Raw genomic sequence first — 15,019 nt, 5'->3', positions numbered from 1 at the left:
CCGTATACCTACTGCGCGTCACCTCTACGCTACCCCCCGCTCCTACTCTACCACCCTAAGGCTCCCCTGTCCAAACCAGTTGGGGGGCTTGTAGGAGGACATGTAGCCTTGGAGATCTGCCTAAGCTACGTCCCAAGAATCTTATACGTTCCCACAGACACTCGAGGTTCCTCAGCATCAGGCCGTTGAAAAGGTGCGCCTCATCCAGCACGAACTCATCTACCTGGCAGAGACCATATATCAGCAGCCCGCTATACTTGACGTTTCTGCGGAAAAACCAGTAAAGCTCATCAGGCGTAGCCAGGATGACGGGCTTCGTAAGCGCCGCTATTAGCTGCGGCCGCGTCATGCCGCCGTGTAGTTCGTCTACCTCCAGTTCCGACAACTTCGCAAGCTCATCGAGCACTCGTCGCTGGTCCTCGAGCAACGCAACTGTAGGGTACATGAAAAGCACACGCCGGATGTCACCCTTTACGAGCTTGGCGAATAGGGGTGCAGCCACGGCAAGTGTTTTCCCCGAGGCCGTCCCTGCAATGAGACGGACCTCTTGTCCTTTCTCGATTAGCTCAAACGCGGCTGCCTGGTGCTCAAAAGGATATACAACTTGCCCGTATTCCTCGGCAGCGTATCTTTGAAATAGCGAAAGAGACCTGGGCGGAGCATGCTCGGCCGACTTAGGCGCCACGTTGGTGACACACAGTGTTAAGAGCATTTGGAATCTCTCCTGTTGGCCTCCCCGCTGATCATATCACCAGATTGCGACATACTGGCGTCCTATGACGCACGACATCGCCCAAGGTCATCTGCCCCCGGCTACCGCGAGTCAAGAGCCACGGTGAAGCGCCCCAGTCCGAAGGTGCATCCCTTCCCCACGTGGACGCACTCTCCCAGGACCAACCACGGCAAGAAGAATGCGGCGAGGCGGGCGTCGTTGAATTCGTATGTCGCGGTGCCCACAAGTCCACCCAGCTTCATCCGGGTATCCTGGCGGCTCGAGTACCTCTCCCAGTCGACCCACCGCGTATTGAGGGCGGCAAGGCGCACTCTCTCGGCCTCGGAGATGAACCCGCGGAAGTCCATGTCGAGCCGCGTCCCGTGATGGAAGTAGAGAAGCGACGAAACCCGCCGAAGCAAGCTACGGGCCAGAACGTGGAACTCGGGCCGGTCCTCGAGACCGCCCTGAAACTTGAGGCGCGTCATGGTGCGAAACGCCACCGTTACTCGTGGGACGAGAGGGCAGCCGGCGCGGCCCACGCGGCCCGTAATTTGGGAAAATGCCAAGGCGCTACCCGAGTCGAGGGCTGCGGAACAGGCGGAAGGACCAGGAGAGTCGCAAGAGGCTGCGCAGGCGGAGCTAGAGAGGGCAGCAGATCCGCGCGCAGCCGATGGTCGGCCACCTTCCGGATCTTGGCCATCTGCCGGGCAAACGCACGCCAGGATTCTAGCCGCGCTTTCCAGGATGTCGTCCCATGTGACAACCGCATCATGCATGTGTACCTTGTTCTCCTTGCCATCGAACACGAGCGCGCGGGCAGCCCGGCTGTCACCGTCCCTCGCACCGGGGGCAGGGGCAGGGTAAGGACTAGAGGCCGGAGTGGAAGCTGTGCCATAGGTAGGAACAGCAGTGGAGGCAGCTGGCGACGACGGTAAGGACGAGCCTGCAACGCCGCGGCCCTTGGAGAGTCCTTCCCGCCCGGGCGGGGTGATGGAAGTCGTAGTGACGGGAGAACGGTCTACGGTGTCATACTGTAGAAGAGAACTCTCGGGCTCTTGCGAGGCGCAAGCCGGAGGCGCTGCCATGCCCCCTGCGATGCCCTCTGCCCCGCCAAGGTGGCCTCGGTAGGGCCCTCTGCTGAACTGCTCTGCACCGGCCGGCTGCGCGCGACGCTCATCCCCACGGGATTCGCCTTGTTCGCGGAAAGCCCCAACCGAAGCATAGACGCTCTTCAAGCGGAACCTCCCGCGGCCGCGTCCGATCCCCATCCTCCCGAATTCCTGGAACGCCACGATGAAGTACGGTAGGAACTCAATCCCCCGGCCTATGAGGACAAGACCCACGGGGAGCTCGTCGCCCGGCGCGAATTCACGCCTTTCGGTGAGAGGCGGTTCGAGCACGAACGGGTGAGGCACGTGCTCGAACTTGGTCAGCGCCTCCGACCCATCCGGGGGCGCGGTCTCGAAGACGTATGCGTATGGGCAGGCGTGTTTCAGCATGCAGTCGCGGCAGTCGGTCCTGCGGGTCGAGCATGCGATGTTCCTGAAAGCCGTCCCGAAGCCGCCCCGAAAGGTGGACCCCTTGTAGGGAGGCAAGAAGAGGTTGTCCACGGCTTCCAAGATGAATTCATAGCGGGCAATGCGGAGTTTCTCGATGCCCCTCACCTGGGTGCCTCCTCTTGCGTGTCTGTGCAGATGCTCAAGCTCGAAGCTGCACCTAGCTCAGCCCGCCATCACGGACCGGACATGGCGTGCAGACACGCGCACTGACTGCACAAGCGACGGCCGCCTCGACCTGGGGGTTGCTCGCGAATGACGGACGCATTGAGGGGCCTTGTGTTCACGCACGCCTCTAGCGCTGCGACCTCGTTTCGCGGGCCCTGCCTGCGACTTGTCGTACGACACCGGTGCGGATGCGAGAAGATCAAAGCGTTTTCGTTAGCGCAGCATATTCGTGGTTCATGTTGCGGCGGTCATCGAGCGGGTATCGACATGTACGGGCGTACCAACGGCGGTGAACTGTTTCCTGCGGTGTCTACGTATATCGGTTGCACACTTCGACACGATGCCCGTTCTTCCTGCCTGTTCCGACCAGAGGGTCAGGGGAAGACCATGTCTACACTCAAGCTAAACCCAGGCAGGATAGGACTTCTCAGCGTCGACCCAGGACCGTACGTGCCCGCGGTTGACAGACTCCCATCTCTGAGTGTTATTACCTCGATGCTTCGGCTTTCGAGATCTGCCAGCCACAGCTCTCGTATCCCGAAGCGAGCGTACGTCTGGAGTTTGATTTTGCGGTCCCATCCGACGGTTCCGGGAGAGAGCACCTCCACCACCAAGTCGGGAGGGCCCAAGATGTTTGCCTCCTTGACGATCTGCATGCGGTCCTTCGACACATAGAGGAGATCTGGCTGTACCACGTCGTATTCGCTGAGAACGACATCGAGAGGTGCAAAGTACACCTTGCCGAGTCCACGGTCCTCGATCCACTCCACGAGGGCCCTGTAGAGCCGCTTCGAGATCTCCTGATGAACCACGCTCGGCGATGGTACCACCCTGAGCGCCCCCCCGATCAGCTCGTACCGCTGCTGCCCAGGTGGAATCTTGCAGTAGTCAGAGTATGTAAGGCGCATAAAAGGCGCAACGGGCGAGACATGGTCCGCCGCGACCTCGCGTACGTTGTCTGGTTTCGCCACGCTTCCCCCTCCAGACGAACCTAGTGGTGTGGCGTCGACCTGGCCCCGGCTTGATTGTATCATGCTGGGGGTTGCGCCGCCATCCCCCGTCTTGGTGATCTCAGCTCCAAGGTCCCGATCCGGACGCAATCGGGACCTTCGAGTGAGATGAAGCAGGGGAAGCGACGCGAGATAGCGAAATCATTGGTTCATCAGGAGTCGCTATAAGGCTAACGGTAAGGCTAACGGTGGATTCGGGTGGTGCGCCACTCACCGTGATGGACGGACGGACGGACGACCGCGCCCGCAACGCCGACGACGCGCCCACACGCACCCCTGGTCAGCTTCGACCCGTAGCTAAGCTCTAGCGGGAGTTCAACCCTTGACAAGGTCTTGTCCCTCTCTCCCCTGTTACGTGCGTCCCGTGAGTCGCGTTCCGGTGCTCATCCGACCGCGCAAGTCTGGCCGCGGCCGCCCTGTCGCGGCCTGTCGCAAGAAAGGGCCGCCTCGTGCGTTCCCTGAGTGAGCCGGCGGGCCTAACCGCAAGGGAGCCGGGGGAGAACCCAGACGGGGCAGGTCCTCGAATGAATGATCCTGTCCGTGAACGACGGCCTCTGCGACAATGCGTGTCGCGAGCCCCATACCAAGTCTCACGGCAAGTCTCGTCGTAAACCCAACCTTCTTGGCATCGACGGCACCCACGTCGGAACGACTCACACCAAGGCCGTGGCGCCCGATGAGATGGGAGTGGAGGCGGTGAGGTGCGTCGCGGGCGCTCCTTCCCTGCCCGGCGACGGACCTGGCCGGGTCGTGTGGGATCCGGACGCGATCTGGGAGACGGCTGACAGCGGTGATCTCGGTCACCCGTGGCGCGGTGGAAATGCTTCATCGCGGGCCCACGAGGTGCTCGGGGCGTCCCTGCGCTTCCGCTGCGGCTCCGGCCTCTGTTTTGGCCTCAAGTTGTGGCGTTACCCGCCGCAATGGGAATCCGCGCGTAGGGGTCGCCCCACAACCGGGGTTGACCGGCTCTGCCGCCGGATGGCCTGCGACGGCCGGCGGCTGGCCAAGTAGGCGGGATCGAGCAACTGTCCGGGCGTCTCCCGCATGAGAGCGGGGTCCGCGACGAACGGACGAACGAGTACCCGTCGGCGAATGCCAGCTTGAGCCCCTCGATGACTACACGCAGTTCCTCCGCTGAAGCGCGCCCCATGGGCGGCATGTCGAAATCTTCTGGTGTCCCGAGGGCGATAAGCCCCACGACGCGATGTGATGCCCTGGCCATTCGGCGGGATGTCCCAGCGGGATCTCCCATATGTCCTAGCCTCGATAGGTGCCGCTGATGGGCTCCGTCTACTGTGCGCGGTACCCCACGCGAATGGGACACCGCTCATAGGCCCGTCCCGCGGGACCTGGTCGTGGCCCGCGCCACGTCCCATGCGGCAAGCCTCCGCCCGCCTTTGTGCCCCCGCCCGTCATCATCGCGCGGGGAGCGGCGGCAACGCGGCCGCGAGGCGACATGGGCGAAGGCGCACTGGCGGATGGACGCAGGCGCACTGGCGCGGGGACCTCTGCTGCAGGGAGACCCCTTGTAGTGCGCCGCAGTGGCAGCCGGAACGGGTCATCGGCCCCACTGGCTCACGGGGGCTCAGGGGTGGCTTGAAAGGAGGATTCACACAGAAGACCTCGAAGTCGTGAGCGATCGGATCGGCAACGGATGACGGCGAGCGGCGCACGGCGCGTCGGCGCTGGACCTCATCGCTCGTCGAGATGGCGAGCGCACGCGAGACACGCGAGACGGCCAAGGGCCGCGTCCGCCGCGTCCTGCCCGTGTCATCCTGCCCTGCGAGCGTCGGCAACCCTGGCGTCGTCAAGCGTCGTCAAGTCTGGAGGGAAGGGATCGGCCGATGGCCAATGCAAACGTGGAAACGGTGACGCGAACGACCGTGTACTTCGGGTGCTGCGGTGAAGCGAACACGGAGAGCGTTGTGCGCCGAGTGCGGGAAGGGTGCCTGGAGCTCGGCATCCGAACCGTCGTGGTCGCCTCGGAAACCGGCAGGAGCGCGCTCGCTGCGCTGGAGGGGCTCCGCGGCACCGGCGCGCAGCTCGTCGTCGTCACTCACTATCCCGCGACAACCTGGGGGCCGAGGGGCGATATACCTATAGGGCTGATGCGCCGCGAGTACTCCGAGATCCGCGAAACCCTTCTGAAGAACGGGGCAAGGATCGTTCAAGGTTCGAGGCCCTTGGCGCCGCCGTCGCGCTCCATAAGGTGGGACTATCCCACACCCGAGGCGATCATGGACAAGACCCTCGAGGTTTTCGGGGCCGGGACCAAGATCGCCATCGAGGCCGCGATCATAGCCACCGATGCCGGTGCGGTGGCCGAGGGTGACGAGATCATCTCCTGTGCCGGCACCTATAAGGGCCTCGACACAGCCCTCGTGGTCAAGACCACATACAGCATGCACTTCTTTACCTCCTTCGAGGTGAGGGAGGCGCTGGCCAAACCCAGGTGCCGCATAGACAGGTTGCCGGAGTACGAGCACGAGAGTTGGAAAGGCGACCTCGAGAAGTACTATAGCCCCTGAGGCTGCCGGTGTCGGCGAGGAAGACGGTGAGGGCGGTGAAGACGACGAGTTGCCGCGGATGGCCTCGCGAACACGGGTGGCTTTCCGGTCAAGGAGCTCCGCGCACTCGTCGAGCCCAAGCTCGCGCGCGCACATCTCGTTTCACCTCAGCACTATGTCAACGTCAGAGTCGCCATCGCGCACGGGGTTAAAGCTGATATCAGGCTCTCTCGGGTAGAGGTCCAGCTTCCCGATGGGAAGGCGGTGCCGGTTGGCCACGGCCCATTGGGCAGCCTGCAGGTTCAGCGCGCTGCGCGGGTTGTAGTCACGGTATTGGATCATATTCCCTATCTTCACTATGACATCGACCAGGGTCTCACCGGCCGCCCAGTGGTCGCCGATGCAGACCCACGAGCCGAAATTCGGGTGGAATATGGGCGTTAGCACCTTACACATCGGCTTCCCGCGAGGATAGTCCGCCCCGAGGTAGATCTCCACTCTGTGGAGGTTTGCGCGAACCGGCCGGCGCAAGAGTCCTTCTGGCCTGAGACCAGGAACGCGGTAGGTCACCTCGTATCGTTCGGGAGGATTGCCGGACACCGGCTTCACCTCGATGTACGGGTGGCCGGTGAAGCTGTCGCGGATTCTCTCGTAGTCTGCAGCCAGCCTCCGCAAGCGTGCGTTCATAGGACTTTGGCGGTGGCCGCCCCTCCCTTCTACAAAGAGTCTCTGGTTGAGCCATTCGGAACCATCGCCGAGGTCGGCCCTGAAGCTGGGCCCGGCGCCGCCCGCAGATGCGCAGATGACCCTGCAACCGAAGAATACACCACAATTGCGACACGACACCGCAGGAACGACACCGCAGTTACGAATCCTCAACATGATCCCATGGCCGGCCGCGACCGTCATAGAGGGAAAGCATGGCCTCTGCCGTCTGCCTCATGGCGTTCCGCAGCTCGAGTGGCTCTAGAACCTCTGCGGAGCTGCCGAATGACCGCAGCCATCGCCTGAACTCGTCGAGGCCAGCGATGACGTCAGTGTACAGATAAGTGCTCTCGGTCTCCTTCTCCAGCCGCGCTTCGGGACGCGAGGCCATGCGGTTCTCGACTTTCTCGATCACGTTGAATTCGTCGTAGAACCTCACCTTGACCGAAACAGGTTCGTCATCTGCACGGACTCCCCAAGCAGGCGAGAAGTACTCCGTCATCCTGAACGTCAGACGTTTGAACGTGGTCTGGAGCGTCTCGAGCGCAGAGACGCGCTCACTCGCCAGCGTCACCACCTGCCTGTCCACGCAGGCCCCTAGGGACTCGGAGCGCTCTGCAAGATAACGCCCGACGAGGTACCAATTGCCCTTGTAGTTCTCGAACACCACGCAAAGTGGTTCGACCACCACAGTCACGGAGGGCCGCGCAGGCGCAAATGTTCGAGTTCCGGCCTCCGTGCCTGTGCCGGTCACGTTCGCGACAGCGCGTCCTATGCTGGTGCGCCTCGGGTGGTAGACTACTCTCACGTGTCGGCAAGTCTTCGCCGCGTCCTCGAAGGCCCTTGTGAATCTCTCGATCTCGGGGGTCGGGTAGAACGAACGCAGCCCCTTGACGAGGCGATACCGTCCCACGTCCGTCCTCTCGCCCGGCGCTTGCCCCCCATCCTCGCCGGCCTCGGAGCCAATGGGAAAGAACGCGTGCCGTACCCGCTCCAGCGCGGCCTTCACCACGGGGTCCCTGGTCCCCTCACACGCCTCCAGAAAGGCCCTAGCTTCCTCGGGCGTGAACCTAAGCGGCGGCACAAGGGGCACCTCACCGCCCGGGGTCAGGGCCCATCGCGCCGCGGGAGACCACATATGCTGCAAGGGCCGGGCACTGGCTGAGGCGATGGCGTCGTCGTCCTCACCATCGGGACGGTAGAGGGGGACCAGCCATTCCTCCAGCTTTGCGAGATCGCGGCAGATAACCTCCTCCGAAACCTCGCACTGCCTGGCAAGCTCGGCGATGGTAAGCCCGTCCCCGTGTTTGCTCAAGAGAAAGAGAACCCGGCCGAGTCGTTCGATGGCTCGTAGCTCAGGAGCTTCCGTCCTCACCCGTGACACCCTGGCTCTCCCCTTCCGCCCTGTCAGCCGCTCTATCAGGCGCTCTGTCAGCCTCCGGCCCCGGCTTCGTCCGCCTCGGACCGCCCGGCGCCAGCGCCGCCAGGTGCGCTATACCGCTCAAGCATCTTCAGCGCGCTCTCGCGCATGGCCGCCCGCAGACGCTCCGGCCCGAGCACTTCGGCCGAAGCCCCGAAGCTCCGCAGCCACATCCGAAAGTCGTCGAACCCAACGATGTCGTCCTCGTAGATCCAGGTTCCATCGGGCTCCTCGCGTAGAACCCTGTTTCGGCGGTGCGCTGTCTCAGCGCGCATCCGGCTCACCACGTTGAAGTCATTGTAGAAGCGCACGCGTACGTGCATCCTGTCGCCGCCCTGGAGCCCCCACCTGTCGGCAAACAACGCGTGGAGGTCAAAGTCCTGCGGGTAAGTAAACGGGATGTCAGTGACCGAGAGAGATTTTATGCGGTCGAGCCTCCATAGCTGCAGGTTCCTGTGGGGCCCCTCGCCGCACGACGGAAGCGGGAGGGCACGCCGCATCCACCTGCTCTCGGAGTCCGCTACGGACACGAGGTACCACGCATCGAGCACCCAGTAGTAGATGATGCCGAGCGGGGACACGATCTCGGGTTCTCCGGCATCGGCCCCGGCGTCGGCGTTGGCGGGGGCGTTGCCGTTGCCGTTGTCGTTGGCGGCGGGGTCGGGCCCCGGCTCCAGCCCGCCAGGCGTGTCCGGCGGCTCCCACCTCACCATGCTCTGCCTCCTCCGAGGCTCGTATACAAAGGACAACTTGCGTCTCTCCCGGATGGCGGTCTCCACGTCTCGCAAGAGCTTCGTCTCCTGAACGTCCATTTGGGGCAGCCGTCCCTGAATGATGCAGTACTCGGATTGGGCCTCCACCATGGACACCAGCTTGTCGTACATGCTCCGGTCGCGGCGAAGCGCCGAGTTCCAATCGATCCTGGCATATGCCGATCGCAGGAACGTGCGGTGCGGGCTCGTTTGCATCCTGACTTCGAGGTACCCCAGAAGACGCGCCAGTTCCTCGCATGACAGGCCGGAATCAGACGCGATGCGCGGGCCCAGCCTGTAGTAAGTCTGGTCCGCGTCCTCCCCGGACTCCTCAAGAATACCCTCCCGCACGAGCCAGTTCAGGTCGCGTTCGATGGTGCGCCGGGAGAGCGTGCCACCCCGGTCTCTCCTCGTTCTGAGACCCAGACTAATGAGCTCTTCTCTGCTCACGACGCCGCGGACCCAGACACGACACATGTAGGTTACGGCCCGCCAGACCTTGTCTGTGGCGCGGCTGGCCTGATCGTCAGCGTCGGAGCGGTAGTAACCCGCCAGCCTTTCGGCTCCTGCAGCGCGACACCCCAAAGAAGACGCCGGGCGCAGGTCCCGGCCTGAGACAGCTGGTCTGATGCTGATTGCGTTCCCAATGCGCTTTCTGGCAGCCTTCACGCGGCGCTGCGCCGTCCGCTGGCTCACCCCGTACTTTACGGCAAGAGCAGCCGTATCCGGCCGCCTTCCACTCCGGAGAAACCACTCACACTCTTCGTCCAGCGACGAAAGGACCGGTTCTTCGGGCCGAGGTACGGTGCTGCGGAATGAGTCGTGGGCGGGATCGGGGGGCATACCATCGGCCTGTGCGTCTTTCGGCGTACGACCCGCGCTTCTCGTACTGAGAGCTCTCCCCTTGCCGGCTCCCCCCTGGTATGAGCCGGTGTCGGCGCGTTCGACACTATCGGCCATTGCCTATTCACCGTCGCTTCGCGCTCGTTCTATTGGGCATGAGGCAGTCATCGGACGATGCAACCCGCGGCTACCCCGTACGGAGATTCGACATATGACGAGGGATACCTTCAGGTTCCGTGGCCGGACTTATGAGAGGGCAGCGATGGGGGGCGGGAGGAGAGCTAGCCTGCGATGTCACTCCTTCACCGCCCTGAAGGTGAGGCCCGGTAGCCGGAAAACAAGGCGCTGACGAGGTGCCGACGGGCCCACGCGAACGCCCGGTCGAGGTCGTCCGCAAGAACGAGGGCGAACACGTCGTGCGCAATCCGGAAGCACCACAGCGCATTGCCCAGGAGCCAAATGTTGTCGTCCACCAGCGTTCCGTCAAGGAGCGAGCCGATCACTGGGAAGATGACGGCCTTGGGTTGGAAGACATCCACGACCAGGTGGATCCCTACGCCGACCGCCGCTGCGCCCAGGAGCCCTCCCGCAACCTTCATGAGCACCCGACGAGCGTGGCTGCGATAAGCGGCGATGGGCTGGCCGGCCATGGGCGGGCCGCTGGGGGCATCAAGTTCCATCTGTCGGTAGTATCGGAGATATAGCTGCTCTAGGCCCCACACCACGAGGCCGCTGTGAAAGAGAAAGAACCTATGGGCGCCGATCCCCACAAGACTGATGTCCAGGTCTGGCATGACGATGCCCTGGGCGAGGCCGACGAGGCCGGCTGGCACGATGAGCGTTGCCTGTCCCACGTCTCGGAAGCGCTGCTGCCACTCGGCCCACTGCGCCTGCACCCGGGAAAGGCTGGACGGATCGGCCGCGAGGTACGTAAGATCCCAGCACGGCTGCACGGACGGGCTGCGGCGGCCGGAGCCTAGCTCGGCCTGTCTCTGTCCCAGTGCCAGTCGCAGTCCCTGTCGCCTGCTTGCAACATATGAACCTGCGCACGTCAACGCCGCCTGCACTTGCTGTGCTCCGGCAGCGACCTGCCTCAGCGCAACGTCTCGAAAGCTTCTGTCGACAAATAGCTGCGCCGGCAGACGGGCCCGCGCCGCCTCCGCTTCGATGATGAGCCTTCTCTCCTGGCTATCCATTGACCTCTCCTCCTCCAGCTCCTGTCTTGTGTGACTCTTCCAACGCGGTTGGCTCGACCGGCTCGCCCTGGCGCGAGACCTCCCGGCTCAGGCTCTTTGAGGGGGCCGCGCACCTTCCTCAACGAGGATGACGATGAGCCACGCCAGCACCCGCTGGCCAAGGGAGCACCTGAGTCGCCAGTATCCCAGGGCGCCGAGCCCGCCGACAACAGCGAGCGCGCCCAAAGGGCACAGCAGAAAGGCCAGCCCCCCGGTCAGGGTCGTGTATGCAACGAACGGCAACGTTACTCCCAGGACCGTCGTGAAGAGGGCGTGCGCAACAGTGGTAGCCGCCAGGTACACTCCGAATCCAGCGGCCGTGGCACCGCCTAGGAGCAAGGTGGCGAGGCCTCCACGGGCGACAAAGGCACGCAGAGTGCGTCCGGTGAGTTCCTGCAGGCCGAGATCTTCCTGAATGGCGCGCCGTTCGGCCTTCGAGAGCGCAAGAAGCCGCCGCTCTATGGCGTCCTCGAGCCCAGCTGCGTCGTTCGGGTGCTGGTTTGCGAGGCTGGTGGTGAGACGGTTGACCATCTCGCGGACAAAGCCCTCATATACGAGACGCTCCAGGGTCTCGACGGGGAGGCGGTCTGCATGGCGCACGCCATAGAGCGGCGCGGCCTTCATAAGGGCCGCCCGGGCAAGGAGGGCATCCTCGCGCCCAGTCGCGAACGCGCGCCCAAGGCCGCTGCGAACGGCGATCTCCTCACGAATGAGGGTACGTAGCTCACGATCCCCGACCGCACACAGGCTTTTTTCCACGTCTACTATCTCGCGCGCGAGCGCCGCATTGAAGCTAGCAGCCGCACCGCCGCCACCGCTGCGCGAAAGCGCCGCCTCAGCGCTTAGGCGAACGAGTTGCGCCGGCTTCAGTACCCTGAGGGTGGCAGCAATCGGGCGCAACCCGCGTGCGTCCATATGGTTCAGATTGGCGATGAACACAATTCTTCCCCCCGCCCCCCAGCGTCCTCACATCATGGTATCGCGCGACGGTATCCTGCCGTGACGGTGGTGGTGCCGGCCGTCTCACCTCTACCTCCTGCACACGGCCGTGTTACGTTACCATGTTACCATGTCGCCGCGATCAGTCCGCGACAACCATGCGAGCCGCTGCAGCAAATGGGTCAAAGGTGTTGCCCACTCGCTTGACCTTCTCGCGGCACCGTTCGCAGAGCGGATAGTAGATGAGACTGTCCTCGGCGGCCAGCTTGCCGGTAAGCTCGAATTGCAGCCGAACGAGCTCTGACGGACGCAGCTGTGCTTCAAAGACGCTGAACTGCACCGGATAGCCATAGGCTTCGAGGGTCTTGTGGACGCGCCTTCGCCGCTTGTCGTCGCGGACATCGTAGCTGATGATGTACAATGCCGGTCCTTCCATGAACCCCAGCCCCTCTCAACCCAACCTTGGGAATGGCGTGGTTACGTCCTCACCCGATGACATGTCGTGTGGCGGCGATGGCGACCCGCCGCTGCGCGCCATGATGCCGCCGTAGGCGAACTATCTGACAAGGAAGGGGTAGTACCGTTCAAGTTCGCCGGATACGTGCTTCGCCAGTAGTCTTGCCTGAAGCTCGATTATGCGACGGTACGAAACGCGATAGTCGAAGATGGGGTGCGTGATCTCCTGCTGCATCCGTGCCTGGTATGCAGCGACGAAGATTGCACGGCCACGTCGAGCAAGATAGCACGCTCCTTGGTCGACGTCGAAATCCTCGCCCGTCACCATCCCCTTATTGACAAGGGTTAGAACGAGTGTATCCACGAGGCATGCACGGAACTCCTCCATCAGGTCGAGGGCGAGACTGGGCCGCGCATACTTCGCGATGTGATAGAACCCGATGTAAGGGTCGAGCCCAACCGCATCGATGGAACACAGGACCGTGTTACAGAGCATTGCGTAGCCGAAGCTGAGCATGGCATTGACCGGATCCCGCGGCGGGCGGCGGTTCCGGCAGGTGAACGTGAAGGCCCTGACCGCGTCCGACACGGGAAGCTTGCGGTCGTCTTGCTGATTGGGCTGATGGGGCGGCCGGAGAAACGCCGCCAGGCCGTGAAAGTAAACACGGGCAGCGTTGCCTTCGACGCCGCGAAGACTATCCAGGGACTCTGCCGCCTCGGCATCGGAACTGGCGTTGCGCAGCCTGTCTATGCATTGATCAACGTCTGCAAGCAGCGCGGCCACAGGTATTGATGCCTGCGTGAATGCTGATGTTGCGGACACGGCCTTATCGGCACCTGCCGTGAACGACTCAGCTCGGGCTACGGCGTGGGGCCCGTCCTTGGTCTCCGCATCGGTCTTCAGGGGTATACGGGGCACCCCGAGGACCGTCCGCGCAGTGGCTTCCCCTTCATGCGGTGCGTCCGGAGCAATAGGTGACCTGCCGACCATCGACCGCCTGTAGCGCATCAGGACGGTTCTCATGTTGGCAATCTTCGCCGCAACGATCTGGCGCGCAAGAGCAAGTTGAACGCGGTCATTGCTGAGGTGCTGGTATTGCGCATACCGCAGAGCACCGTTCTTCGAGAGAGGCGGAACCGTTCGGCCCAGAAGGCGCCCGGTTCTGGTCATGATGGTAATGGGCACACCCCGGCTCAACGCGAGGTGCATGGCGGGCGCAGTCCAGTTCACACGGCCACACATGAGAATCTCGTCTACGTTGATCGCTGGGACTTCTCTCAGGACCTTGTCTCCTGCGCAGACCGCAAACCGCTGACCGTCGCAGCGAAGGTGCGCGCCTGGGACATCTATGTAGAGGATTCTACCGAGATTCCCTGAGGGGACGGGATGAGCCAGGGTCGCCGAGCGGGCGACGTCATCCAGGCGATCCGCTAGGTGATGATCCGCATGGTCCGGCGATGGGGTATCCGGTAACCTGGACCGCCGACTCAGATGCGACGTTTCAAGAGGCAGGCACCGATCTCTCAGGCTGCATCCGTCGCAGCGGGCGCCCGGTGCCGGAAGCGGTATCTCTCTGCTCTCAAGGATGCGGCGTGCGTCTTCGACAGCACGGATGGCCAGGGCACGAAGGTCGTCATCGATGATCACCTCGCGGCGCGTGCGCGACCCGGCATAGTAGACATAGCCGATTGGCACCACGATATCATGCATTTCCTCCAGTGCCATGGCTTGAAGGCACACCTGAATGTCATGCGAAAGGTGGTGACCCATGTTCCCCTTCTTGAACTCCACAGGAGCGATGCGATCGCCCTCGTCAACAGCATCCGCTATCCCCACAAGGCCAAGGCGCCTTGACACCAGGCGGACCGAGCGCACCTGGGTTCGGCCTTCGGCAAGCACCTGGCGACGCCCAGCGCGCTTCTCCTCCTGTAACCTGCCTTCGATGAGAGCAGCATTCTCGTCCACAGCGCCCTGAACCATGCGATAGTAAAAGCTGCGCGGACAGTAGACTAGCTCGGCAACGGCCGAGATCGGCAGGTAGTCAGAAGTGTCTTCCTCGTTGTCGTCAGCGCTTTGCGGCTTCACAGCCTTGTGTCTTGTCACTCTGTCCCTTGTCACTCCGTCACACCGTGACTCGCTTGGCACTGCATGTGCTTCTGTAGGACGTTCGCCTGAGCCGTCCGAGTCCAGTTCCACTACAAGGCGCTGCTTGCCTCGTCCGTCCCCTTTGGTCTCCCCCTCGTGCACCCCCTCCCCCTGCCCTTCACCATCCCCTTCCCCGCCAGGTTCGCATTCGCGCTCTATGTCGCCCAGAATGTCGGCGATTTCGGAGGGATCGACGATGGGCGAGGTACCAGAGACGGACGACGAGGTAGAGGTAGTGTGGGAAGCGGGCGACCGCCCCTTGGACGAAGCCCGACGCGAAGGCTTGCTACCTGTCGCACCCGTGATCGCGGTTGACTCAGCCTGAAGCTCATCGGGGCGCTGGGCTGCTGGGACATTGTTCGCCTGAGTTACACCTGCGGGCAAACCGAGTCGGTCAAGGACCGCGTTTACTGCGGCGGAGACCAGCGCGTAGCCGATCGACCCTGGTACGAACGCACCCGCACGGCTAGCCTCTGTCTCTGGCGTGACGAACGGCGACTTCCGGCTTGCGGACGTAGCCGCGGCTCGCCCGCCTGTGCGCCTTCCTGCCTTCAATTGTGTCGACTC

Annotated in this window: 13 protein-coding genes and 1 pseudogene; 3 read left to right on the top strand and 11 right to left on the bottom strand. The window is 63.2% G+C overall.

Annotated features, from left to right (window positions below):
• Positions 1 to 55 precede the first annotated feature (55 nt).
• The 3 genes from NUW12_02750 to NUW12_02740 form a co-directional block, all read right to left on the bottom strand.
• A complete protein-coding gene (locus tag NUW12_02750; GenBank protein MCR4401692.1) occupies positions 56 to 712 on the bottom strand; it encodes a DEAD/DEAH box helicase in 657 nt (218 codons plus the stop codon).
• 101 nt (positions 713 to 813) lie between these two features.
• Positions 814 to 2,379 carry a CRISPR system precrRNA processing endoribonuclease RAMP protein Cas6 gene (gene cas6 / locus NUW12_02745; GenBank protein ID MCR4401691.1) on the bottom strand — a complete coding sequence of 522 codons (1,566 nt, stop codon included), beginning with the start codon at positions 2,377 to 2,379 and terminating at the stop codon, positions 814 to 816.
• A gap of 434 nt (positions 2,380 to 2,813) precedes the next feature.
• Positions 2,814 to 3,410 (bottom strand): Uma2 family endonuclease, encoded by a 597-nt coding sequence (locus tag NUW12_02740; protein ID MCR4401690.1) that lies wholly within the window; start codon positions 3,408 to 3,410, stop codon positions 2,814 to 2,816.
• A 567-nt stretch (positions 3,411 to 3,977) separates the two neighbouring features.
• On the opposite strand from NUW12_02740, the gene NUW12_02735 reads away from it, so the two are divergent.
• Entirely contained in the window at positions 3,978 to 4,460 is a 483-nt protein-coding gene (locus NUW12_02735; GenBank protein ID MCR4401689.1) for a hypothetical protein, read from the top strand.
• 73 nt (positions 4,461 to 4,533) lie between these two features.
• On the opposite strand, the pseudogene NUW12_02730 reads toward NUW12_02735, so the two are convergent.
• Positions 4,534 to 4,736: pseudogene (locus NUW12_02730) on the bottom strand (hypothetical protein).
• A 557-nt stretch (positions 4,737 to 5,293) separates the two neighbouring features.
• Between NUW12_02730 and NUW12_02725 the strand changes: the two are divergent.
• Positions 5,294 to 5,977, top strand: coding sequence for a hypothetical protein (locus NUW12_02725; protein MCR4401688.1), 684 nt, complete (start codon positions 5,294 to 5,296; stop codon positions 5,975 to 5,977).
• Between the two features lie 141 nt (positions 5,978 to 6,118).
• On the opposite strand, the gene NUW12_02720 is transcribed toward NUW12_02725, so the two are convergent.
• The 7 genes from NUW12_02720 to cas1 all read right to left on the bottom strand — a co-directional run bounded on the left by NUW12_02720 (position 6,119) and on the right by cas1 (position 14,410).
• Complete coding sequence (locus NUW12_02720) at positions 6,119 to 6,838, bottom strand: hypothetical protein (GenBank protein MCR4401687.1); 720 nt, start codon at positions 6,836 to 6,838, stop codon at positions 6,119 to 6,121.
• Positions 6,822 to 8,045 (bottom strand): WYL domain-containing protein, encoded by a 1,224-nt coding sequence (locus NUW12_02715; protein ID MCR4401686.1) that lies wholly within the window; start codon positions 8,043 to 8,045, stop codon positions 6,822 to 6,824. Before NUW12_02715 ends, NUW12_02720 begins: the two co-directional genes overlap by 17 nt.
• A gap of 47 nt (positions 8,046 to 8,092) precedes the next feature.
• Positions 8,093 to 9,502 (bottom strand): WYL domain-containing protein, encoded by a 1,410-nt coding sequence (locus NUW12_02710; protein MCR4401685.1) that lies wholly within the window; start codon positions 9,500 to 9,502, stop codon positions 8,093 to 8,095.
• Positions 9,503 to 9,978: 476 nt separating this feature from the next.
• Positions 9,979 to 10,872, bottom strand: a complete 894-nt coding sequence (locus NUW12_02705) for a hypothetical protein (protein ID MCR4401684.1) — start codon at positions 10,870 to 10,872, stop codon at positions 9,979 to 9,981.
• Positions 10,873 to 10,959: 87 nt separating this feature from the next.
• Complete coding sequence (locus tag NUW12_02700; GenBank protein ID MCR4401683.1) at positions 10,960 to 11,850, bottom strand: hypothetical protein; 891 nt, start codon at positions 11,848 to 11,850, stop codon at positions 10,960 to 10,962.
• Between the two features lie 142 nt (positions 11,851 to 11,992).
• Positions 11,993 to 12,286, bottom strand: coding sequence for a CRISPR-associated endonuclease Cas2 (gene cas2 / locus NUW12_02695; protein MCR4401682.1), 294 nt, complete (start codon positions 12,284 to 12,286; stop codon positions 11,993 to 11,995).
• Positions 12,287 to 12,406: 120 nt separating this feature from the next.
• Positions 12,407 to 14,410 (bottom strand): CRISPR-associated endonuclease Cas1, encoded by a 2,004-nt coding sequence (cas1, locus tag NUW12_02690; protein ID MCR4401681.1) that lies wholly within the window; start codon positions 14,408 to 14,410, stop codon positions 12,407 to 12,409.
• Positions 14,411 to 14,648: 238 nt separating this feature from the next.
• On the opposite strand from cas1, the gene NUW12_02685 reads away from it, so the two are divergent.
• Positions 14,649 to 14,777, top strand: a complete 129-nt coding sequence (locus NUW12_02685; GenBank protein ID MCR4401680.1) for a hypothetical protein — start codon at positions 14,649 to 14,651, stop codon at positions 14,775 to 14,777.
• The last annotated feature ends 242 nt before the right edge of the window (positions 14,778 to 15,019 follow it).

Source organism: Bacillota bacterium, from assembly GCA_024653485.1.
In the GTDB taxonomy this organism is placed as follows: domain Bacteria; phylum Bacillota; class SHA-98; order UBA4971; family UBA4971; genus UBA6256.
The sequence above is the reverse complement of the archived record's forward strand: the minus strand, read 5'-3'. Positions and strand labels throughout refer to the sequence as shown.

Coding starts and splice junctions, on each gene's coding strand:
- NUW12_02750 (MCR4401692.1), bottom strand. CDS start 712: ATGCTCTTAACACTGTGTGTCACCAACGTGGCGCCTAAGTCGGCCGAG.
- NUW12_02735 (MCR4401689.1), top strand. CDS start 3,978: ATGATCCTGTCCGTGAACGACGGCCTCTGCGACAATGCGTGTCGCGAG.
- NUW12_02725 (MCR4401688.1), top strand. CDS start 5,294: ATGGCCAATGCAAACGTGGAAACGGTGACGCGAACGACCGTGTACTTC.
- NUW12_02720 (MCR4401687.1), bottom strand. CDS start 6,838: ATGTTGAGGATTCGTAACTGCGGTGTCGTTCCTGCGGTGTCGTGTCGC.
- NUW12_02705 (MCR4401684.1), bottom strand. CDS start 10,872: ATGGATAGCCAGGAGAGAAGGCTCATCATCGAAGCGGAGGCGGCGCGG.
- cas2 (MCR4401682.1), bottom strand. CDS start 12,286: ATGGAAGGACCGGCATTGTACATCATCAGCTACGATGTCCGCGACGAC.
- NUW12_02685 (MCR4401680.1), top strand. CDS start 14,649: ATGGGCGAGGTACCAGAGACGGACGACGAGGTAGAGGTAGTGTGGGAA.